This is a genomic window from Rhodococcus mengyinensis (genome assembly GCF_048381435.1).
In the GTDB taxonomy this organism is placed as follows: Bacteria; Actinomycetota; Actinomycetes; order Mycobacteriales; family Mycobacteriaceae; genus Rhodococcus_F; species Rhodococcus_F opacus_D.
This window is the reverse complement of record NZ_JBLWIT010000061.1, coordinates 1-17,720: the sequence shown is the minus strand read 5'-3', so window position 1 is coordinate 17,720 and position 17,720 is coordinate 1. Positions and strand designations below refer to the sequence as shown.

Annotated in this window: 26 protein-coding genes and 1 pseudogene; 12 read left to right on the top strand and 15 right to left on the bottom strand. The window is 66.8% G+C overall.

From position 1 onward, the window contains the following. Positions 1 to 129 precede the first annotated feature (129 nt). From ACNJ7E_RS12715 to ACNJ7E_RS12705, 3 genes are all read left to right on the top strand, one after another. The gene (locus tag ACNJ7E_RS12715; protein WP_280784505.1) at positions 130 to 354 is read left to right on the top strand and encodes an RGCVC family protein; all 225 of its coding nucleotides are present in this window, start codon (positions 130 to 132) and stop codon (positions 352 to 354) included. A gap of 101 nt (positions 355 to 455) precedes the next feature. Next, on the top strand, positions 456 to 1,220 hold the full coding sequence (locus ACNJ7E_RS12710) for a haloacid dehalogenase type II (protein WP_418340044.1): 765 nt from the start codon (positions 456 to 458) through the stop codon (positions 1,218 to 1,220). A gap of 271 nt (positions 1,221 to 1,491) precedes the next feature. Continuing rightward, positions 1,492 to 1,896, top strand: coding sequence for a hypothetical protein (locus ACNJ7E_RS12705; protein ID WP_418340043.1), 405 nt, complete (start codon positions 1,492 to 1,494; stop codon positions 1,894 to 1,896). Positions 1,897 to 1,954: 58 nt separating this feature from the next. On the opposite strand, the gene ACNJ7E_RS12700 is transcribed toward ACNJ7E_RS12705, so the two are convergent. Continuing rightward, positions 1,955 to 2,944, bottom strand: a complete 990-nt coding sequence (locus ACNJ7E_RS12700) for a glutamate ABC transporter substrate-binding protein (RefSeq protein WP_418340042.1) — start codon at positions 2,942 to 2,944, stop codon at positions 1,955 to 1,957. Further along, the gene (locus tag ACNJ7E_RS12695; RefSeq protein ID WP_418340041.1) at positions 2,944 to 4,308 is read right to left on the bottom strand and encodes a hypothetical protein; all 1,365 of its coding nucleotides are present in this window, start codon (positions 4,306 to 4,308) and stop codon (positions 2,944 to 2,946) included. The genes ACNJ7E_RS12700 and ACNJ7E_RS12695 overlap by 1 nt, the downstream gene beginning before the upstream one ends. 153 nt (positions 4,309 to 4,461) lie before the next feature. Between ACNJ7E_RS12695 and ACNJ7E_RS12690 the strand changes: the two genes are divergently transcribed. After that, positions 4,462 to 5,553, top strand: coding sequence for a substrate-binding domain-containing protein (locus ACNJ7E_RS12690; protein ID WP_283332533.1), 1,092 nt, complete (start codon positions 4,462 to 4,464; stop codon positions 5,551 to 5,553). A 14-nt stretch (positions 5,554 to 5,567) separates the two neighbouring features. On the opposite strand, the gene ACNJ7E_RS12685 is transcribed toward ACNJ7E_RS12690, so the two are convergent. Further along, positions 5,568 to 5,990 carry a nuclear transport factor 2 family protein gene (locus tag ACNJ7E_RS12685; RefSeq protein ID WP_418340040.1) on the bottom strand — a complete coding sequence of 141 codons (423 nt, stop codon included), beginning with the start codon at positions 5,988 to 5,990 and terminating at the stop codon, positions 5,568 to 5,570. 162 nt (positions 5,991 to 6,152) lie between these two features. Here ACNJ7E_RS12685 and ACNJ7E_RS12680 point away from each other — a divergent pair, with 162 nt between their 5' ends. Beyond that, positions 6,153 to 6,782 carry a class I SAM-dependent methyltransferase gene (locus ACNJ7E_RS12680; protein ID WP_280784497.1) on the top strand — a complete coding sequence of 210 codons (630 nt, stop codon included), beginning with the start codon at positions 6,153 to 6,155 and terminating at the stop codon, positions 6,780 to 6,782. On the opposite strand, the gene ACNJ7E_RS12675 is transcribed toward ACNJ7E_RS12680, so the two are convergent. Then, a complete protein-coding gene (locus ACNJ7E_RS12675) occupies positions 6,733 to 7,503 on the bottom strand; it encodes a MerR family transcriptional regulator (RefSeq protein WP_418340039.1) in 771 nt (256 codons plus the stop codon). The two genes, ACNJ7E_RS12680 and ACNJ7E_RS12675, sit on opposite strands and share 50 nt — an antisense overlap. A gap of 62 nt (positions 7,504 to 7,565) precedes the next feature. Between ACNJ7E_RS12675 and ACNJ7E_RS12670 the strand changes: the two genes are divergently transcribed. After that, positions 7,566 to 8,042 (top strand): DUF6194 family protein, encoded by a 477-nt coding sequence (locus ACNJ7E_RS12670; protein ID WP_280784495.1) that lies wholly within the window; start codon positions 7,566 to 7,568, stop codon positions 8,040 to 8,042. A 61-nt stretch (positions 8,043 to 8,103) separates the two neighbouring features. Here the strand turns inward: ACNJ7E_RS12670 and ACNJ7E_RS12665 are convergent, their stop codons facing one another. Next, complete coding sequence (locus ACNJ7E_RS12665; protein WP_280784494.1) at positions 8,104 to 8,445, bottom strand: hypothetical protein; 342 nt, start codon at positions 8,443 to 8,445, stop codon at positions 8,104 to 8,106. Between the two features lie 144 nt (positions 8,446 to 8,589). On the opposite strand from ACNJ7E_RS12665, the pseudogene ACNJ7E_RS12660 reads away from it, so the two are divergent. Further along, a pseudogene (locus ACNJ7E_RS12660) lies at positions 8,590 to 8,931 on the top strand (alpha/beta fold hydrolase); the annotation flags it as partial. Positions 8,932 to 9,055: 124 nt separating this feature from the next. Beyond that, positions 9,056 to 9,319 (top strand): alpha/beta fold hydrolase, encoded by a 264-nt coding sequence (locus tag ACNJ7E_RS12655; protein WP_418340038.1) that lies wholly within the window; start codon positions 9,056 to 9,058, stop codon positions 9,317 to 9,319. Between the two features lie 55 nt (positions 9,320 to 9,374). On the opposite strand, the gene ACNJ7E_RS12650 is transcribed toward ACNJ7E_RS12655, so the two are convergent. Next, on the bottom strand, positions 9,375 to 10,409 hold the full coding sequence (locus ACNJ7E_RS12650) for a Gfo/Idh/MocA family oxidoreductase (RefSeq protein WP_418340037.1): 1,035 nt from the start codon (positions 10,407 to 10,409) through the stop codon (positions 9,375 to 9,377). A gap of 204 nt (positions 10,410 to 10,613) precedes the next feature. On the opposite strand from ACNJ7E_RS12650, the gene ACNJ7E_RS12645 reads away from it, so the two are divergent. The 4 genes from ACNJ7E_RS12645 to ACNJ7E_RS12630 all read left to right on the top strand — a co-directional run bounded on the left by ACNJ7E_RS12645 (position 10,614) and on the right by ACNJ7E_RS12630 (position 13,416). After that, positions 10,614 to 11,228 carry a class I SAM-dependent methyltransferase gene (locus ACNJ7E_RS12645; protein ID WP_283332526.1) on the top strand — a complete coding sequence of 205 codons (615 nt, stop codon included), beginning with the start codon at positions 10,614 to 10,616 and terminating at the stop codon, positions 11,226 to 11,228. Positions 11,229 to 11,360: 132 nt separating this feature from the next. Next, positions 11,361 to 12,068 (top strand): SDR family NAD(P)-dependent oxidoreductase, encoded by a 708-nt coding sequence (locus ACNJ7E_RS12640; protein WP_418340036.1) that lies wholly within the window; start codon positions 11,361 to 11,363, stop codon positions 12,066 to 12,068. Further along, positions 12,065 to 13,123, top strand: a complete 1,059-nt coding sequence (locus ACNJ7E_RS12635; protein ID WP_418340035.1) for an S-adenosylmethionine:tRNA ribosyltransferase-isomerase — start codon at positions 12,065 to 12,067, stop codon at positions 13,121 to 13,123. Before ACNJ7E_RS12640 ends, ACNJ7E_RS12635 begins: the two co-directional genes overlap by 4 nt. Positions 13,124 to 13,221: 98 nt before the next feature. Further along, positions 13,222 to 13,416, top strand: a complete 195-nt coding sequence (locus ACNJ7E_RS12630) for a CsbD family protein (protein WP_280784488.1) — start codon at positions 13,222 to 13,224, stop codon at positions 13,414 to 13,416. A gap of 21 nt (positions 13,417 to 13,437) precedes the next feature. Here ACNJ7E_RS12630 and ACNJ7E_RS12625 read toward each other — a convergent pair whose 3' ends face one another. The 9 genes from ACNJ7E_RS12625 to ACNJ7E_RS12585 form a co-directional block, all read right to left on the bottom strand. Beyond that, on the bottom strand, positions 13,438 to 13,770 hold the full coding sequence (locus tag ACNJ7E_RS12625) for a gas vesicle protein K (protein ID WP_280784487.1): 333 nt from the start codon (positions 13,768 to 13,770) through the stop codon (positions 13,438 to 13,440). Beyond that, entirely contained in the window at positions 13,763 to 13,972 is a 210-nt protein-coding gene (locus ACNJ7E_RS12620) for a gas vesicle protein (RefSeq protein WP_280784486.1), read from the bottom strand. Before ACNJ7E_RS12620 ends, ACNJ7E_RS12625 begins: the two co-directional genes overlap by 8 nt. Before the next feature lie 4 nt (positions 13,973 to 13,976). Then, positions 13,977 to 14,756 carry a GvpL/GvpF family gas vesicle protein gene (locus ACNJ7E_RS12615; RefSeq protein ID WP_418340034.1) on the bottom strand — a complete coding sequence of 260 codons (780 nt, stop codon included), beginning with the start codon at positions 14,754 to 14,756 and terminating at the stop codon, positions 13,977 to 13,979. Beyond that, positions 14,743 to 15,150 (bottom strand): gas vesicle protein, encoded by a 408-nt coding sequence (locus ACNJ7E_RS12610; protein ID WP_418340033.1) that lies wholly within the window; start codon positions 15,148 to 15,150, stop codon positions 14,743 to 14,745. The genes ACNJ7E_RS12615 and ACNJ7E_RS12610 overlap by 14 nt, the downstream gene beginning before the upstream one ends. Beyond that, entirely contained in the window at positions 15,147 to 15,437 is a 291-nt protein-coding gene (locus ACNJ7E_RS12605; protein ID WP_280784484.1) for a gas vesicle protein GvpO, read from the bottom strand. The genes ACNJ7E_RS12610 and ACNJ7E_RS12605 overlap by 4 nt, the downstream gene beginning before the upstream one ends. 6 nt (positions 15,438 to 15,443) lie before the next feature. Then, positions 15,444 to 15,695, bottom strand: coding sequence for a gas vesicle protein GvpG (locus tag ACNJ7E_RS12600; protein WP_280784483.1), 252 nt, complete (start codon positions 15,693 to 15,695; stop codon positions 15,444 to 15,446). 3 nt (positions 15,696 to 15,698) lie between these two features. After that, positions 15,699 to 16,487, bottom strand: coding sequence for a GvpL/GvpF family gas vesicle protein (locus ACNJ7E_RS12595; protein WP_280784482.1), 789 nt, complete (start codon positions 16,485 to 16,487; stop codon positions 15,699 to 15,701). Beyond that, the gene (gene gvpJ / locus ACNJ7E_RS12590) at positions 16,487 to 16,900 is read right to left on the bottom strand and encodes a gas vesicle protein GvpJ (protein ID WP_005246459.1); all 414 of its coding nucleotides are present in this window, start codon (positions 16,898 to 16,900) and stop codon (positions 16,487 to 16,489) included. Before gvpJ ends, ACNJ7E_RS12595 begins: the two co-directional genes overlap by 1 nt. Beyond that, on the bottom strand, positions 16,897 to 17,720 hold an 824-nt coding region (locus ACNJ7E_RS12585; protein ID WP_418340032.1), incomplete at its 5' end, for an SRPBCC family protein. The genes ACNJ7E_RS12585 and gvpJ, both read right to left, overlap by 4 nt.

The window sequence follows — 17,720 nt, the reverse complement described above, 5'->3', positions numbered from 1 at the left end:
GGCGGGGTTGGGCCGTGAGGGGGTAGCGTGGTGGTTGTCGAGGGTTATTCGAATATGCGCGGTCATGCCATGTCGTCCTCGGCGCCCACACCGGCCTGCAGTCGAAAGGCCGAGAACTGGAGCGCCGCCATGGCGTCGAACCCGACTGATGTGTCCAATTTCCTCGTGTCCGAGTCTCCGAGCTCCGCGCTGGTGGTGGAATCGGAGGCGTCGTGCACGGCATGCCCACACAGCGCGGATTCCCACGACGAGCTCGGGATTCGGTTCTGTGCCGTGACCTCGGCGCGAAGCCTCGAACGTAAGTGCATCTGCGCCGGTGACCAGGTGAGTGGACAGCACTACTCCCGGTACTGAAGCAGACGCTCACCCACGGGCGCTCCGCTCGATTCGCCGACGACCTTGCATGACGGCACTATCCTGATGCGACGTCGTTCGTTCGAGTCGAGAGGACGCCCATGGCTGGTGTGCCGTTCCGGTCCCCGTCGACGGGACGCAATGTTCGCGCCGTGTTGTTCGATACCTTTGGCACCGTTGTCGATTGGCGCACCGGTATCGCCACCGCTGTCGCGGACTACGCGGCGCGCCATCAGCTCGGGGTGGACGCAGTGGCATTCGCCGACCGGTGGCGCGCCCGCTACCAGCCGTCGATGGACGCGATCCTTTCCGGCACCCGCGAGTTCGTGACTCTCGATATCTTGCACCGCGAGAACCTCGACGTCGTGCTCCGCGAATCGGGCATCGACCCCACGAATCACGATGTCGGAGAGCTCGACGAGCTCGCGCGCGCCTGGCATGTGCTCACCCCCTGGCCCGACAGCGTGCCAGGTCTCACGGCACTCAAGGCGGAGTACATCATCGGCCCGCTCTCGAACGGCAACACCTCACTTCTGCTCGACATGGCCAAGAACGCCGGAATCCCGTGGGACGTGATCATCGGCTCCGACATCAACCGGAAATACAAGCCCGATCCCCAGGCCTACTTGCAGACAGCACAGTTCCTCGGTCTTGACCCGGGTGAAGTCATGCTCGCCGCCGCCCACAACGACGACCTCGAAGCCGCTCACGCCACAGGACTGGCTACAGCGTTCATTCTCCGGCCCGTCGAACACGGGCCGCACCAGACCGATGACCTCGCGCCAACAGGCAGCTGGGACATTTCAGCCACCGACATCCCTCATCTCGCAGCGCTGCTCCGTGCGGGATCGACAGGGTTCGGGTGAGGCGGCGAACCTTCTCGACGGCCCGAGTGAACACTGTGTCGAACTCGGCCTCAATTGCTTGCCCTGTACGGGTCGTGTCGTCCAGTCCCAGGCCGCCGCTCGGCGCGTCGAGTTTGATGCTGAGGACCATCTGTTCTTCGTCGTCGAGTCGATCGATCCGAGCACCCGGTGGCACGTCGGCTTGCTCCGCGTGCGCCACCCCGTGTCAGGTAATTCTTGACGCCACGTCCACTGCCTGTCAGGCTATACCTGACAGAAATGGAAGGTAGTCATGGAACTTGTCGAACGCGCCGTCGGTGCGGATATCGACGCCGCTGCTCGCGCGGTGATAACGGCTGCGGCCGCCGAAGCAAGCCGTCACGCCGACGAAATCATCGGCACCGGGCCGCTTCCCGGCACAGCGGATTGGGACGCCGAACAAGGCACGGACATTCCCCACCAGCGAACCCTGGCCTGGCACCTACTGAGTCTTCGTATACAGCTCGCTGCCGGCCTGGACGGCATCGAAACCGTTCTCGGTCTGCGCTTTCAGGGAGCGACGTGGGCGACCATCGGCAAGGCCGCCGGGATGACCCGTCAATCCGCGCACGAGCGATGGGGTTCGCGCACCACCGCCCTGCTCGACCCGATGGGGACCGGCCTGCCCAAGACCGTTGCCGACGACGATCCGAGCTGAACCGCACGTGGTGGAACTCGGGGCGAAAAGAAGTGGCGACCGCCGTCTGAGGGGTCGGTCAGTCCCGGTACTCCGGCGCCGGCGGTCCGGGTGCCGGGCCGAGCGACGACAGCCACCGGTCGTAGAGGGCCGTCCAGGTTCCGTCCGTGCGCAGTCGTTCCAGTGTGCCGTTGACGAACCGGACGAGGTCGTCGTTTCCGGGAGCGAGGCCGATGGAGTATCGGGCGGAATCTGTTTCAGGACCGACGATTTCGAGATTCGGATCCTGGGCGACGAGGCCGGCGAGGAAGGCGGCGCCTGCGACCGCGTCGACCTGCCGCTGCTGGACGGCCATGAGGCAGTCGTCCCAGTCGGGGACCGCAAGGATCGTGGCTTTGGGGGCGATGCGCGTCAGCGCCGACACCGACGCCGGGTCGTGGTGCGTGCAGACCCGTCGCCGGGCAAGGTCGGCCGGACCGGCGATACCCGACCCGTCCCGCACCACGAGCCGGCGGGAGGCCTCGAGATACACCGTGGAGAACGTCAAGTCCTGGGGACCTTCACAGGAGAGGGCAACCGGACGCACGACCATGTCCGCGTCACGGTGGGCGAGCATCTCGGCACCGTCATCGGTTCCGAGCGGACGGAACTCGACCTTGGTGGGATCGCCGAGCAGATCACGTGCGACCTCCCGAGCGAGGTCGACGCCGAATCCGGTGAGGGTGCCGGTGGTCGGGTCGCGGAAGCTGAACAGGTTGGTGTTCTGATCGACCGCGACGACCACGGTGCCGCGGGCACGAATATCGCCGAGCGCGCCGCCGAAGCTCGGAGTCCCCGGGCGGAGACTGGCCGGGGCTGCGCATGCCGACGTCTCTGTGTCCTGCGGCGGCGTGTCGGACGGTGCGATGAGCTGGGCGCCGGCCGACAGGGGAAACTCCGTGAAGTCTCCGGAAAACCTCGGGGTGGGTGCATCGGGGGCGCCGCAGCCGGCAATCAGGACAGCTCCGAGCACGAGGCTCCCGAGCAGCCGGGTGAAGCGCGGTCGCCGTTCCGGGTGTGGTCGCACCATCAGTGGTACTCACTCACTCGGGGCTCGATCCCCGCGACGACGGCGAGCGCTGCGGAAACAGCGAGCACGATGCCGCCCACGGCGAGCGCGGCCATCGTGCGGTACGACTCCCGCATCGCGACGAGTTCCTCGGTGCGCAGAGCGGTGATGGCGTCTTCGAGCGATTCGTCGAGGGCCCGGAACCGGGCGGTCGATGCCGTCGATCCCGGCCCGACCGCGACGTCCGCCGCGCCCTGGTAGTCGCCGTCTGCGAGCTTCTGCTGCAGATCCCGGTGCGCGCTCCGCCATCCGTCGAACGCGGCGGACGCATCGGCGATCGTCGGTGCGACAACGGTGTTCCGCGACGCGTCCGAGTTCAGAATCGCGGAGAGCGCGTCCGTGTGCCGGGCGTAATCGCTCCCCGCCGGATCGAAACCCGGCCGGAGAAGTCCGAGGGTTTCGTCGGCGCGGGCCTGCTGGGCGAGGATCCTCGCCTTCGTGACCGCCGCGAGGGGTTCGGCGCCGTCGATCCGTGCACGTTCGCTCGCCGACGTCGACAACAGCCCGGCGACCACGATCCACACGACGAGTGCAGCCAGCAGGACCATCGCGCACGCCAGTCCGGGATTGATCCGGCGACGGCTTCGATGCGCCACGTACGCGTGCGCGACGGCGAGGACGACGACCCCGGCCGACGCGACCACGATGGCGGTGGCGGGCAGCCGGGCGGTGTGGGATTGGGTGTCGGCGACAGCTCGGGCCTGGTCGTTGTAGAGGCGTTCGGCCAAGGGCAGGATGGTGTCCTGCATGAGAGCCGAAGCGGTTCCGAGATACGCCACCCCGACCGGGTTTCCCGCGGCGTCGTTGGACCGGGCGGTCGCCACCAGGTCCGTGTACACGGCGACGTGCCGCGACATCTCGGTGAGCAGTCTCAGCGATTCGACGTCGCCGGAGGTGACGCCGTACGACGCGGTGACGAGCGCGTTCGACGCGTCCCCGATCGCCTGGTTGTACCGATCGCGCACCGCCAGCGGCTCGATGGCACCCGCGATGAACGACGACGTCGCTGCCGCGTCGGCGATCGACAACGAGCTGAACAAGTTCTGCGCGGCGTCCGCCAGCGGTTCGGTGTGGGCGCGAAGGGTTTCCATGCGCTGCTGCCGTGCGGCGACCACGGCGGACGTCACCAGACCGGCCGTCAGCGCCACCGCGACGAGGACGACGGCGAGGAGGGACAGGCGTCCGGGAGTCGACGCGAGGAATTCGCGCCAGGCGCGCCGGCGGACCTCGGGTTCGACGAGAAGGGATTCGTTCAGGAGATGCTCGTCGGCAGGCGAAGTGTCACGATCTCCGCTGGATACGGTGCCGCTGTCCTGGTGGAACACCTTCTCCTCCTCCTCGTCCCTGCACTCAGTGTGCGCCGATCACGGTGGGAAAACACCGAAAGCATCGACGCGCGCGAGTAGCCTGCCTCGCCCGTGGGTACCTCCAGACTGGGCACGATCACGCTGGAGGTCACGGCTCGTGAAGACAAGCTCATGAAGCGAAGGGTGCGCGCGTTCTCCGTCGCGGCCGCGGTCGCAGCGGTGGCGCTCGGGGCCTGCGCGGCCCCTGCGCCGCAGGGCGACGAGGCACCGGAGAAGGTTTTCTTTCTCTTGCCGAACACGACGACCACCCGATTCGTGGAGCGAGACGAACCCCTGTTCACCGACTTCCTGGAGTTGTTCGCGCCGGAGGCGGCGGTCACGGTTCGCAACGCCGAGGGCGATCCCGCCCGTCAGCAGAGCCAGGTCGAGTCGGCGATCGCGGAGGGCGCTTCCGTGCTCGTGCTGATCTCCACGGACGCGAGGTTCTCGGGTGGAGCCTTGACCGCCGCCGGCGAGGCGAACGTTCCGGTGGTGCTCTACGACCATGACGCGGTCGGTGGACCGGCAGACGTTCAGGTGATCTTCGATCCACTCGAGGTCGGCCGACGGCAGGGGAGCCGCGCCGCGGATCTGATCGCCGCGATGCCCGGCGACGGGGTGAAGATCGCCCGGGTGGAGGGAAACTTCGGTGAATACGGAACCCGTCAATTTCGGCTCGGTCAGGACGAGTATCTGCAGCCGCTCGCCGACAGCGGCAAGATCCGCGTGGTCTGCGAGACCGCGATCGACGACTGGGACCCGGCCGGAGGTCAGGCATTCGCCGAGGAATGCCTGGCCCGTGAGAACAACGACATCGCGCTGTTCGTCACCATGAACGACGACCTGGCAGGCGGAATCGTCGCGGCACTGGCAGGCCGCGGGCTCGCCGGGCGGATCCCGGTCACCGGCGGACAGGACGCCAATCTCGCTGCGCTGCAACTGATCGCACAGGGAACCCTCGACAACACGATCTTCAAGAACCTGTCCGATCAGGCGAAGGTCGCGGCGCAGCTGACCACGTCGATCCTGCACGGTGACGGCATTTCGGAGGAGATGGTCAACGGCACGATCGACAACCAGTACATGGCCGTGCCAACGGTGTTCCTGCCCGTGCAGAACATCACGAAGGACAACCTCGACGTCGTGGTCAACTCCGGCTTCTACACCTGGCAGCAGATCTGCGCACCGGACCCGGCATCCGCGGTGTGCGGGGACCACAGCTGAGCCGTCGACGGGGTTCAGCTCAGGGGCGCGATGACACCGCGGTCGCCGACCTCGGCGCGGACGTCGATCACCCGCCCGGCCAGCAACCAGCTCGACGGTCCGCGTCGCCATTCGTCGCGGTACTCGCCGAGGCATTCGTACGTCGCGTCGGCGCGTGCGCCGCGGCCGACGTGAAACGCCCGGAAATAGGATCGAGTGCGCGCCGCGTCACCGTCGACGTCGACGCGGATGTTGCCGAGCAGGTGCTGGGTGGCGCCGCAGACGTCGAGGTGGGAGCGGACGCGCGCGACCACGTCCACCGGCCCCGCCCGCCCATAGGCCACGACATCGTCGGTGAGCGTCGCCGCGAGCCCCGGCCAGTCCTTCGTGTCGAGCAGGTCGGCCACGACGTGCAGGCGGTCGGTGATCTCGACGCGGTCGGGAACGGACTCGGGCATGGCTCGATCTTCCTCGGAGGACCGGCCGCGTCGGCCCCGGCATCCCGCTGATCGAGACTGTCGCGTCGGCGCAACACCCTTGGGCTGCGGGTGGGTGCCGAGGTGGTGTCGCATACGGTGGCAGTGGCTCGCCGAGCGGGCCGGATCGAGGAGGAATCGGTAATGAGTGCACGCACCCCCGAGGAGCGCATCCCCAGCCAGTGGGAGGAGATCACAGCAGCCGACCCGGGGCATTCGATGTGGTACGTCGAGCGGTTCCGTGCCATGGAGGCGCAGGGCAAGGACATCGTGGGGGAGGCGCGGCTGGTCGATGCGATGCTCGGACGCGGCGGTCGAGTACTTGACGCGGGGTGCGGACTGGGCCGTCTCGGCGGCTACTTGCACGATGCCGGTCATGTCGTGGTGGGTGTCGATGTGGATCCGGTGCTCATCTCCGTGGCAGAGGAGGATCACCCCGGTCCGACGTGGCTGGTCGGTGATCTCGCGGAGTTGGATCTGCCGGCCCGTGGGGTGACCGCCGATTTCGAGGTCATCGTCTGTGCGGGCAACGTGATGACCTTCCTGGCGCCGTCGACCCGGGAGGCGGTGCTGACGGGATTCGCCGCTCATCTCGCCCCGACCGGCCGAGTGGTTGTGGGGTTCGGCGCCGACCGGGGCTACGAGTTCTCCCAATTCCTCGCGGACGCGCAGGCGAGCGGTCTCACGGCGGATCTGCTGTTCTCGACGTGGGATCTGCGCCCGTTCAGCGAGGATTCCGACTTTCTGGTGGCGGTGTTGTCGCGCGCGCACTGACCACCCCATCTCGGAGTGCGAGGAGCACGGTGAGGGCAGCGGTTGCGTCGAGCAAGGCTCGAGAGCGGGCCGTGGTGGCCTGGTCGCGGGCAGCGAGCGCGGCGCCGATGGCACCCGATCCGGGTGTGTGCCCGAGTTGTGACATGACCGCGTGGAGAGGTGCGATGCGGTAACCGGCCTTGCGTAGCTGATGCACGACGCGAGCGTCGCGGACCTGCGAAGGGGAGTATCGGCGCGCTCCTGCGGGTGTGTCCCGGTCCGGGACGACGAGTCCCTCTGCATCCCAGTGCCGCAACGTGGAGGGGCGGAGACCGAGGGCGACGGCGAGTTCACTCACGCTCATCCAGTCGGATGCTTGCACGTCGTCGACAGGCTCGGTCGAGATCAGCTCGGCGGCCTGCTTCGCCAGCGCGAGTTCGGTTCGTTCCGTGTGGAGTCGGGCGTGTGCGGCATCGAGGAGGGCGACCGTTGTCGCGGCCGGGCACGTGTGCACGCTGCGCACGATCCGTTTGGCTTCCATCGGGCCGGCGCCGATGGCGAGTTCCCGATAGGCGAGCGCGGACTGCACATGCACGTCGGTGTAGATCCGGTATCCGGTGGCTGTGCGGGTTGCGGGAGGCAGCACCCCGTCGCGTTCGAGGTTGCGCACGTGCTGCACGGAGCACCCGGCGCGCCGGGCGACATCCACGGTCCGCAGATGACGCGATTGGAGACTTGGCACCGTATTCTCCTACGTTTGCTGGTCGAGGTCTCCACAAGCACTTTAATGAAACGCTGGAAGCTATGACCATGGACGACATCATCGACTTCGTCGAAGGCCTCGGCGATGTTCTGACGCTCAGGCCTGCCCCCGGCGACGGTTCGCCGGAGATCAGCTGGGGTGACGCCTTCTTCTACTACTCACCGGATCGGATCGTTCCCGACAGGACCCAGCCCTTCGCCACCATCGTCACCAAGAACTACCCCGGCGACGAAAGTTCGGGTCTGGACCGCGCGGGTGCGTTCCGGGTGAACATCCATGCCGGGAAGGAGGCGTTCATCGAGGCAACCGGCCACACGCCGCGAGAGCAGGGCGTCGCCGACGTCGACGCCGGTGCGCCCGACACCGTCATCGCGCATCCCGTCTATGGCTCACTGGCCTGGCTGGCAGTCATCGACCCCGGCTCGCGCACAGGCGAAGTCACGCGGGCGTTGCTGTGCCGTGCGCACGCCCTGGCTCGCTCGCGCTACGAGCGACGATCGGAATCCACTCCACGCTGATGGGGGAAGGCATGCGCAACCGAGGACGACGAATCCTGGTGCCGTCCTCGGTCAAGCGTCATCACATCTGGTAGATCTGGCTGCTGTTCCATCCGACGAGGAGTTCGTCGAGCGTCATGCTCTGGTCTCGGCGTTCTTGCCGTTGGTCGCGTTGTCGGTCGTGGCGGGGGCCGTCACCGTGGTCACCACGATCGCCGGGGATGGTGGGTGCGGCGACTGTCGTCACGGGGTGTTCGGCCGCTGTCGCGATGGTGGTGGCGGCTCCGAGGGGGATGACGGCGATCGCTGCAGCGACGGCGGCCGTGGCGAACCGGTTTCGCAGGGGGATTCGAGGGAGACGGTTCACTGCGCCCGACGGATTCGCCGCGTGCGAAGTCTCGGAGTGGGGAAGTGAGATGTGCATTTCGTAGTGTCCTGTTCGAATGCGTGGGCCCAACGTCCACAGCTACTCGAATGGTGTCTGCGAGGGCCTGGAACGTTACACCCGACAGTGCAGGAATTTTGGTTCCACAGTGAAACCGTCCCGGAGTGGAGATGTTCTCCATGGATGGATTCCCGAGTCCGTACTACCGACGCAGTGACCGCAGGCGGGCACCACGGCGCGTCAGCCGGGAACAGTTGGGGGATAGGAGAAGCAGTGCCTTCCATCGAATCTGGCGGGGCTCGGATCGACTACACCGTGCACGGTGACGGCAGCTCCTCGTCGAGCGTGATGTTGCTGGCGGGTTTCAGAGCCCCCGCCACGTCGTGGCGGTATCAGATCCCGTTGCTGATCGAGGCCGGCCACCGCGTCATCGCTGTGGATCTGCCGGGTCACGGGACGGCTCCGGCCACGCCGCACGGAACGACGATGCAGACACGCGCCGGATTCGTGCACGCGCTCATCGAGGAACTCGACCTGCAGGGTGTGGCAATAATCGGAGGCTCGATGGGCGCAAACACGATCGTCGTACGTCGACTCGTCCGGCACGGGGCGGCTTCGCGCCGCGGTTGTGGTCGATCAGACCCCGCGAATGCTCAATACGCCGGAGTGGGCGTACGGGTTCTACGGCTACGACCAGGAGGAGGTCGACACGTTCTTTGCGGACGGGATTCCGGTGCTCTTCGTCGCCGGTTCCGACAGCGAGTACTGGCCGTCAGCACACGCCGTAGCGGCTGCGGCACTCGCACCGAACGGAGCGTCGATCGTCGTTCCGCGTGCGGGCCACGCGACGAACATGGAACGACCACATCCGTTCAACAAAGCTGTCGCCGAACTTTTCGATTCCGCGTCCTGAGCCCTAACCGACACGAGCCCTGAACCGACGCGAGTGCTGCCGAAGTCGCCTCCGGTCAGTCGACGGACTGCACGACGACCGTGTTGCCGTTCTCCGCGGCCTCCCGCGCCGCCGCCAACACCGCGATCGTGCCGAGCGCGGTGCGGGCAGGCACCGGTTGTGTGCCGCTACCGGCAACGGCGGCCGCGAATTCCGTGTAGTAGTCCTGATACGCACCCCGCTGCGACGGAACCGTTTCCGCGCCATCCGCTGTGTGGAGGACGCCCCACCGTTCCCGTCGTTCGTAACCCCATCCGGTGGGATCGTCAACGGGCCGCGCCCCCGCGAAGAGAGCCTGTGCCTGCACGTCCGTACCGTCCGCCACATAGGCGCCCACGCTGCCGAACGCGCGCAGCCGCCGCCCCTCGAGATGGTTGACCTTGCTCGACGAGACGCTCGAATAGACCCCGCTGCAGTGAGCGATGTTGACGACGAAGCCGGCGTCGGTGCGCCCCTCCGGCCGATCGACGTAATCGAGGTGGGCGTCGACCCGCTCCGCCGGCCCGAACAACCACAGCATCTGGTCGACGACGTGTGCGCCGATGTCGCGCAGCAACCCACCGGTCGGGCCTGCTTCGAGTGTGCCGGCACCGTCCAGGTCGAAATGGGACTCGACACGCCAGATGTCGCCGAGTCGCGGCAACACCGACTTCAGGGTACGGATGTCGGCGTCGTATCGACGGTTGTGATAGACGCTGAGCAGCACGCCGGCGTCCTCTGCGGCTGCTACCAGCTCGCGGGCCGTCTCGACATCCGGCGCGAACGGCTTGTCCGCGATCACGTGCACACCACGCCCGATTGCCTCGAGCACGAGTTCGCGCCGCGTCTGCGGTGGCGTGGTGATCGTGACGGCATCGACGCCGGAGTCGATGAGTTCGCCGAGGCTCGAGAACACCGGCACTCCGGGGAAGTCAGCGGCAGCCTGGGCGACCCGTGAGGCGGAGCGGGTCACGATGCCGCCCAGTGCGATTCCCTCTGCCGCTTCGACGAACGGCGCATGGAAGTAGCGGCCGCCCAGCCCGTACCCGACGATTCCGATAGTTGTGCTCATATCTGGATTGTATGTTAAGACATTCGAACAATCTAACCGTGTCGGTGGGGCAAGCAGTCGCGGTGTCGAGGGTCGAGAACCGCGCAGTGCCGTGCCAAGATGAGGTGGCACGATCCGTTTCAGGGAGGCGTCGAAGTGTCGGAGCGATCAGGTCCCCTCGCCGACGATCCGTTCATCGGTCGGCAGCCAACCAGCCACGAACGCATGACAGGACGGCCCTGGGATGCGTCGTACCACGAGGGCCCTGCGCCGTGGGATGTCGGCCGGCCGCAGCCGGCGGTCGTGCGGGTGGCATCCGAAGGCGGATTCGCCGGAGCGGTGCTCGATGCGGGATGCGGCACCGGCGAGAACGCTCTTCACGTCGCCTCCCTGGGATTCCAGGTTCTGGGCGTCGACGTGGCCGAGACGGCACTGGCGATCGCCAGGGAGAAGGCCCACGACCGTCGGATCGAGGTCGAGTTCGCGCTGGCCGACGCGTTCCAGTTGGACAGAATGGGGCGCCGGTTCGACACCGTGCTGGACTGCGGACTGTTCCACACGTTCGACGCCGCCGAGCGACCACGCTACGTGGCGAGTGTGGCGTCGGTGACCGAACCCGGCGGAACCGTGTATGTGTTGTGCTTCAGCGACGCTGGTCCCGATACCGGCCCGCACCCCGTCAGCCGGGAGGAGCTGAGAGCGGCGTTCGACCCCGGCGATGGATGGAAGGTCGCCGCCATCGAACCGGATCGGATCGAGACGAGATTCCACGACAACGGCGCACCGGCCTGGTTCGCGACCATCGAGCGGATCCAGCCGACGGGCGGGTCGGCCCGGTGAGACGTCGGCAGCACGTCCGAGGGCCCGACGCCCGGCGTTTCCTCTCGGGAAGTAGGCGCCACCGCCCTTGACATGAAGCGGACTTTAGGTTTCACGATGGTCGCAGATGTCACAGGAGGCAAGGAGTCTGCGATGAACGGCACCAGGACGGCGCTGATCACAGGAGGATCGGCAGGGCTGGGACGGGCGAGCGCGCTCGCGCTCGCGGAGCGCGGCTGGGAGGTGATCGTCACCGGGAGGCGGGTCGAACCGCTCGATCGGGTTGCCGCGCGGGCACACACCGTCACCGCGCTCCCCGGTGACGTGACCGATCCGGGGCACCGCGAGCGCATCGCCGTCGAGATCGCGGCGCGGGGGCGACTGGACCTGTTGCTCAACAACGCCAGTGCGCTCGGGCCCAGCCCAATGCCCTCCCTCGCCGAGTACCCGGAGGACGCATTGGCGCAGGTCTTCGCGACCGATGTGCTCGCCCCGCTCGCATTGATCGCCGCGCTGATCGAACATGTGCGGGACGCGGGCGGGACCGTGATCAACATTTCGTCGGATGCCGCGGTCGAGGCGTATGCGGGCTGGGGCGGTTACGGGGCGGCGAAGGCGGCGCTCGACCACGCGTCCGCGGTGCTGGCGGTGGAGGAACCCGGCCTGGCGGTCTATGCATTCGATCCCGGCGACATGCGCACCGAGATGCATCAGGCGGCGTTCCCCGGCGAGGACATCTCGGATCGGCCCGATCCAGAGACCGTGGTTCCTGCGCTGCTGAGTTTGCTCGACACGAGCCCACCCAGCGGCCGGTACCGTGCGGACCTCGCGGTCGCAGCGAACCCGGGGGTGTCGTCGTGACGCGTGCACGGGTCACCTCCGCGGCCGAGTTCCGGTTCGTGCTGCCACAGCGATTGGAGGCGAGTGGTCCACCGGAGAGCCGGGGGTTGCTGCGCGACTCGGTGCGACTGCTGGTCTCCGACCGGGTCAGGTTGGAACACAGCAGATTCCACGACCTGCCACGCTTCCTCCGCCCGGGTGACGTGGTGGTGGTGAACGCGTCGTCGACATTGGCCGCGGCGGTGGACGGGACCGTCGACGCGGTCGGACCTGTGGTCGTGCACTTCTCCACCGCTCTCGAGGACGGGGACTGGGCGGTCGAGGTGCGAGCGCCGGGACCGGTCTCCGGCGCCCTCGACACGGTCGCGGCGGGAGCGCGGATCGTTCTGCCGCGCGGCGTCGTTGCGACGCTCGTGGAACCCTGGCCCCTCGGGTCGACCAGGTTGTGGCGGGCCTCGATCGACGGCATCGCGGACGTAGCCGCGGAACTGCTCGCCACCTCGGGTCGTCCGATCACCTACGCGTACGTCCACGAACGCTGGCCCCTGTCCTCGTACCAGACGATCTTCGGCCACACCGGTGGAAGCGCCGAGATGGCCAGCGCCGCCCGGCCGTTCACCCATCCGATGGTTACCGACCTGGTGACCTCGGGGGTGGTGGTGGCACCGATCCTGCTGCACACAGGGGTCTCCTCGCCGGAGCGAGGGGAACCGCCGATCCCGGAGCGGTTCGAGGTGCCGGAGCAGACGGCGCGGCTGGTCAACGACCGGCGTGCCGCCGGAGGCCGCGTCATCGCGGTCGGAACCACCGTGACCAGGGCGCTCGAGACCGAGGCCACTTCGGGCGGCATGGCGGTGGCGGGCGCCGGCTGGACGGGCCTGGTTCTGAGTGCGGAGAGGCCGACCCGGGTCGTGGACGGCCTGATCACGGGCTGGCACGCACCGGGGGCGTCGCATCTCATGCTGCTCGAATCGGTGGTGGGAGAGAAGGCCGTCCGTCGCGCCTACGACGAGGCGCTCGCACGTGGCTACCTGTGGCACGAGTTCGGAGACAGTGCGTTGTTGCTGCGACGGTGACGATGCAATCGCGGTTCTCGACAGCGGCGCTGTGTGCGAGTTGACTGAAGTTGGTGATCTCGGAGAACAGAAGCGATCGCGGAGGACAGGACGTCGTCATGAACATGGGAAAGAAGATCCGGCACAAGGTCGAAACCGCCGAAGGCGCCGCCAAGAAGGCTGTCGGCAGGGCTACGGGGAATGCCCACCTCGAGGCGGAGGGGAGCAAGGAACAGGCCAAGGGCAACACCAAGCAGATGGGAGACAAGTTCAAGGACGCGGGCAAGAAGATCAAGAACGCTTTCAAACATTGATCGAACCTCGGTGAGTCCGGACTATTCGTTCGACAGCAGCGGCCCCAGCGGTCCGAGATCGATGTTCAGATCCTCGGGCATGAGATCGAAATGCTCACGCAACTCTGCCATTCGCTCCTCGAGCAGCATGAGTGTCGTGCCGATGCGTTCGATCTGCTCGTCGCTGAGATCGCCGTGCTCGACTCGGCGTATCGCCTGCCGTTCCATCAATTGGCGCAGTAGTTCGACGATCGTCAGGACCAGGGTGACCAGGCCCTTCTCGACGGATTCGGGGTCGGCGTCGATTCGCTGCGGCAGAACCCGGCGACCGATGTCGGTCGGTGCATCCGAATCGACGGGGTCGGGTTCAGTCATCGGCGGGCTCCGGCCCGACCGGGTCGGGGACGAGTGCGCTGACCGATGCGATGAGTGTGCGCAGCGAGATCCGGACCATGTCGACGTCGGCGAGCGACAGGGTGATCTCACCGGTGATGACGACACCACCGCCGAGCACCCGATCGAGCAGATCGACGAGCGCGATGCGGCGAGTGTCGTCCTCGGGGACCATCTCGCTCATGGGCTCACCCGTCGATCCCGGCGAAGGAGTACGGCGGCCACGGTCCGGTCAGATCCAGTGTGATGCCCGGGCGTTCGGTGTCGAGTGCCGACACGAGCGCAGCGAAGTCGTCGACCCGTTCGTTGTCCACGAGGTAGGTGCCGTTGAAGATCATCCAGGCCCGTTTCCCGGTCAGCACCGGATCGGTGACTTGCCGTCGAACCCCGTCGACGGCATGGCCCCGGAGCGCGGAGTGAATCTCGTCCGCGTGGCCGGCCGCCCGGCGTTCCACGTCTTGCTGTGCGCTCAACTCCGCACGACGACGCAGGAGATACGCGGTCCCCTTTCCCGCCGCACCCGTCGCGGAAGGCTCCTCCTTCACGTTCTGCGCCAAAGCCTTCGCGTCTCCGTACGCTTTGACACCCCACTCGCTTCGTCCGGTCACCCGACGCAGCGTTGCGCCGAACTCCTCCTGTCGTTCGTCGAGGAGGAGGCGAACGCGATCGTCGTCGAGGTAGAGGGTCGCCAACCGCAATGGAACGGTGGGCCCGTGGCGTAGCACGGCAGCCACCACGGCGTCGTGTGCTCTCGCGGTTGCCGCGAGCCAGTCGAGGTCCTCGAGGTTGCGCTGCAGCGGGTCCTGCCCGAATTCGCTCAGGCTCACTGTCCCCACCACCGCGACGAGACCCGCCGATGCCACCGCGCGGACCGGCTCGCCGGCCACGCCGGTGACCCCGGCGAGTTGTGCGTCGCCGATGCTGTCGGTGGTGATGCTGTACAGCCAGACACCGTCATCCGCGGTCATCGTCTTGCTCCTGACGTTTCGCCTCCACCTCGACCGTTTCGGCGGCCTCGACGGCAGGGCGAGCAGACCTGCCGGACTCGAGTTCGGCGATCCGCTCCCGCAGCTTCCGGTTCTCGAGTTCGACGTCGCTGTTCCTGCCGGTCAGCCAGGGATCGTGCTCCCACCAATCGATGCCCACCTCCTTCGCGGTTTCCAGCGAGGCGATCACCAGTCGCACCTTGATGGTCAGCAGTTCGATGTCGAGCAGGTTGACCTGGATGTCTCCAGCGATCACGAGCCCCTTGTCGAGTACCCGCTCGAGGATCTCGCCGAGGTTCGTCGACTGGTGCCCACCGCCCATTCCGCCGCCCGAACTCTGCGGAAGGTTGCTCGCGCCGCCGCCGGCGATCGTCATGACTGCGCGCTCCCGCTGTCACCGACACCGCGGATGTAGCGGCGGGTTCTGCGGTAGGACAACAGCTCTCCGTCCAGATCCAACACCACCTCGTACATCGCGAGCATGTCCGTCGACGACGGTATTCGCCGGTCCTCGACTACCTCCACCTCCACCGTCCAGCCGTCGTCGGTCGGCATGACCGACGTCGCACCCAGTGGTTTCTTGCCGGTCAACTGCGCAATGTCACGCGTCGCGATCTCGGCGATCTCGGGTGCCGGCAACGGTGGTGGCTCCTCTTCTGCCATCGCCCGTCACTCCTTTTCCGGACCGGTGGGATGTGCTGTTCCGGTCATTCGATCGAGGATGGCCTGCTGTGCCTGCTCTTCCTCCTCGGCGGAGATCTCGCCTGCCGCACGGGCGTCCTCCAGCTCCTCGAGAGCGCGGCGCGCACTCGCGGGATTGTGGACTTCCTCCTCGACCTGTCGCTGTATCAACTCGGCCAGCGAGATCACCCCGCGAACGGGGGCGAGTGGCAGGGTGGCGATGAACGACAGCAGACCCATCGGTCAGCCCTCCGGTTTCTGCGTCACCACGAAGTCGTAGGCGGCGAGCGGTCCGAGCAGGCGCATGTCGACTCGGCCGTCCCACTGCTCGGCCAGTTCTCCCACTGCCTTCTCGAGTTCTTCCTGCCGCGCAACTTCGACGAGGACGGCTACTTGCGCAGCCTCCTCCTCATGAGTCGGTTCCCGGACGTTGACCGAGTCGGACAGCGAGTCGAGTGCCTCGACCACCTTCCGGGTGTCTTCGTCGCGTTTGGCCTCGATGGCGTTGCCCACGATCTCGCCGAGGGCCATCCGGGCGTCGCGGGTGGTCTCCTCGGGCTGATCTCGGATCGTGCCGAGCAGCTTGCTCGCCTGTTCGTTCTCTTCGATTATTTCCCGGAGGATCGCCTCCTCGACGTATCGTCCCTTCACGACGTATTGTGCCCGGCCTTCGAGTTCCTCCAGCGCGGCGGCGAACTCCTCGGCGTGTGCCGCGAGTAACTCCTCCGCGACGGCGTCCTCATCGGTCATGACCGCCCCGAAACGAAGCGGGAGCACCGGTGCCACCCGAGACGTGCCGTCCAGCACGTGCGCATGGGTTCGGAGGTCCTCGGGCTTGCCGAGCGGTCTGTCCACTGAAATTTCGCTCACGAGCGCCGCGATGTCGCCGTGCTTGACGGTGCTGACCGGTCCGTCACACACGCCGACCGCGTCTTCTTCGGCTTCCACATCGGCAGGCACGATTCCGTACACGTAGACACCGCTGGTGCGCGGCTCGTCGGGTGCGTCGGTGCTCTGGTTTGACGTAGACATCACTTGTCCCCTCGAGTGGACTTGCGCGAAACCCGTTCGCGCTCAGGTTCTTCCTGCCCGCCGCCGAGGATGTCGCCGAGTTTCTCACCCGCGGACTCGAGTGCGCCCTTGGTCTTCGACTTGGCACCACCCTCGGTGACGTCCCCGACGAGATCCGTCAGGCCCTTCGGCTCGCCACTGCCGATTTCGAGCCGGTTCACGGCCTCCGCGAACCGCAGGTAGGTGTCGACACTGGCGACCACGACGCGTGCGTCGATCGTCAGCAGTTCGATGCCGACCAGCGAGACACGCACGTAGGCGTCGATGACGAGACCCTTGTCGAGGATGGTGTCGATGACGTCGGCGAGGCTACTCGAGCTGGGACCGCCGCTGACTCCGCCGCCACCTCCCCCCGCCGGTTGTATCGCCGTCATCGCCGTGCTCCTTGTCGCGAGCCCGCCGTCTTCGCGGCAGTCTTGCGCGGGCGACCTCGCCGTTTCGGGGCCTGATCCTCAGCGGCAGCCGCGGTCTTGCGCGGGCGACCTCGGCGTTTCGGCGGCGGGGGTGCTTCTGCTTCTTCCTCCTCGTCTGCTTCCTCGCCGGCGTCCTCATCCGTTTCCTCGGTCTCGCCTTCGTCGGTCTCCTCGGCCTCTTCGTCCTCGGCTTCTTCGTCCTCAGGCTCCTCGCCCTCGGCCTCGTCGCTTTCCTCGAGCTCTTCTGACTCCTCCGGCTGCGCCTCGTCCTCTTCGGGCTCGACTACCTCGCCGTCCCGAATCTCTCCACGCCAGCCCTCGACTTCGTCAGGATGGAGAATGGACTGCGTCATGACATGGCGTGCAAAGTGTTTCAATTCCAGCCGTGCTCGTCGCCCCTGTGCACGCCACAGGTTTCCCGTCTTCTCGAACAAGCCCTTCGGGTGATACTCGAGGATCAGAACGATGCGCGTGAGATCGGGAGTCACCTCGTGGAACGTCACCGCCCCGTCGATGAAACCCTTGGCACCCTTCGAGCGCCACACGATCCGCTCATCCGGAACCTGCTCGATGATCGACGCTTCCCAGGTCCGGTGCGACAAGAAGATCTGAGCCTTCCACTCGAGCTTCTCGTCCGCCTCCTGCTCCACCCGCTCGACCTTCTTCATGAAGGAGGGAAAGTCGGCGAATTGGGTCCACTGGTTATACGCCAGTTGGACCGGGACACCGACATCGATCGTTTCGACGATATTGGTCAACTTGAGCTTCTTGCCCTTACCGC

Coding starts and splice junctions, on each gene's coding strand:
- ACNJ7E_RS12715 (WP_280784505.1), top strand. CDS start 130: ATGGCGTCGAACCCGACTGATGTGTCCAATTTCCTCGTGTCCGAGTCT.
- ACNJ7E_RS12710 (WP_418340044.1), top strand. CDS start 456: ATGGCTGGTGTGCCGTTCCGGTCCCCGTCGACGGGACGCAATGTTCGC.
- ACNJ7E_RS12705 (WP_418340043.1), top strand. CDS start 1,492: ATGGAACTTGTCGAACGCGCCGTCGGTGCGGATATCGACGCCGCTGCT.
- ACNJ7E_RS12700 (WP_418340042.1), bottom strand. CDS start 2,944: ATGGTGCGACCACACCCGGAACGGCGACCGCGCTTCACCCGGCTGCTC.
- ACNJ7E_RS12690 (WP_283332533.1), top strand. CDS start 4,462: ATGAAGCGAAGGGTGCGCGCGTTCTCCGTCGCGGCCGCGGTCGCAGCG.
- ACNJ7E_RS12685 (WP_418340040.1), bottom strand. CDS start 5,990: ATGCCCGAGTCCGTTCCCGACCGCGTCGAGATCACCGACCGCCTGCAC.
- ACNJ7E_RS12680 (WP_280784497.1), top strand. CDS start 6,153: ATGAGTGCACGCACCCCCGAGGAGCGCATCCCCAGCCAGTGGGAGGAG.
- ACNJ7E_RS12670 (WP_280784495.1), top strand. CDS start 7,566: ATGACCATGGACGACATCATCGACTTCGTCGAAGGCCTCGGCGATGTT.
- ACNJ7E_RS12665 (WP_280784494.1), bottom strand. CDS start 8,445: ATGCACATCTCACTTCCCCACTCCGAGACTTCGCACGCGGCGAATCCG.
- ACNJ7E_RS12655 (WP_418340038.1), top strand. CDS start 9,056: ATGCTCAATACGCCGGAGTGGGCGTACGGGTTCTACGGCTACGACCAG.
- ACNJ7E_RS12650 (WP_418340037.1), bottom strand. CDS start 10,409: ATGAGCACAACTATCGGAATCGTCGGGTACGGGCTGGGCGGCCGCTAC.
- ACNJ7E_RS12645 (WP_283332526.1), top strand. CDS start 10,614: ATGACAGGACGGCCCTGGGATGCGTCGTACCACGAGGGCCCTGCGCCG.
- ACNJ7E_RS12640 (WP_418340036.1), top strand. CDS start 11,361: ATGAACGGCACCAGGACGGCGCTGATCACAGGAGGATCGGCAGGGCTG.
- ACNJ7E_RS12630 (WP_280784488.1), top strand. CDS start 13,222: ATGAACATGGGAAAGAAGATCCGGCACAAGGTCGAAACCGCCGAAGGC.
- ACNJ7E_RS12625 (WP_280784487.1), bottom strand. CDS start 13,770: ATGACTGAACCCGACCCCGTCGATTCGGATGCACCGACCGACATCGGT.
- ACNJ7E_RS12620 (WP_280784486.1), bottom strand. CDS start 13,972: ATGAGCGAGATGGTCCCCGAGGACGACACTCGCCGCATCGCGCTCGTC.
- ACNJ7E_RS12615 (WP_418340034.1), bottom strand. CDS start 14,756: ATGACCGCGGATGACGGTGTCTGGCTGTACAGCATCACCACCGACAGC.
- ACNJ7E_RS12610 (WP_418340033.1), bottom strand. CDS start 15,150: ATGACGATCGCCGGCGGCGGCGCGAGCAACCTTCCGCAGAGTTCGGGC.
- ACNJ7E_RS12605 (WP_280784484.1), bottom strand. CDS start 15,437: ATGGCAGAAGAGGAGCCACCACCGTTGCCGGCACCCGAGATCGCCGAG.
- ACNJ7E_RS12600 (WP_280784483.1), bottom strand. CDS start 15,695: ATGGGTCTGCTGTCGTTCATCGCCACCCTGCCACTCGCCCCCGTTCGC.
- ACNJ7E_RS12595 (WP_280784482.1), bottom strand. CDS start 16,487: ATGTCTACGTCAAACCAGAGCACCGACGCACCCGACGAGCCGCGCACC.
- gvpJ (WP_005246459.1), bottom strand. CDS start 16,900: ATGACGGCGATACAACCGGCGGGGGGAGGTGGCGGCGGAGTCAGCGGC.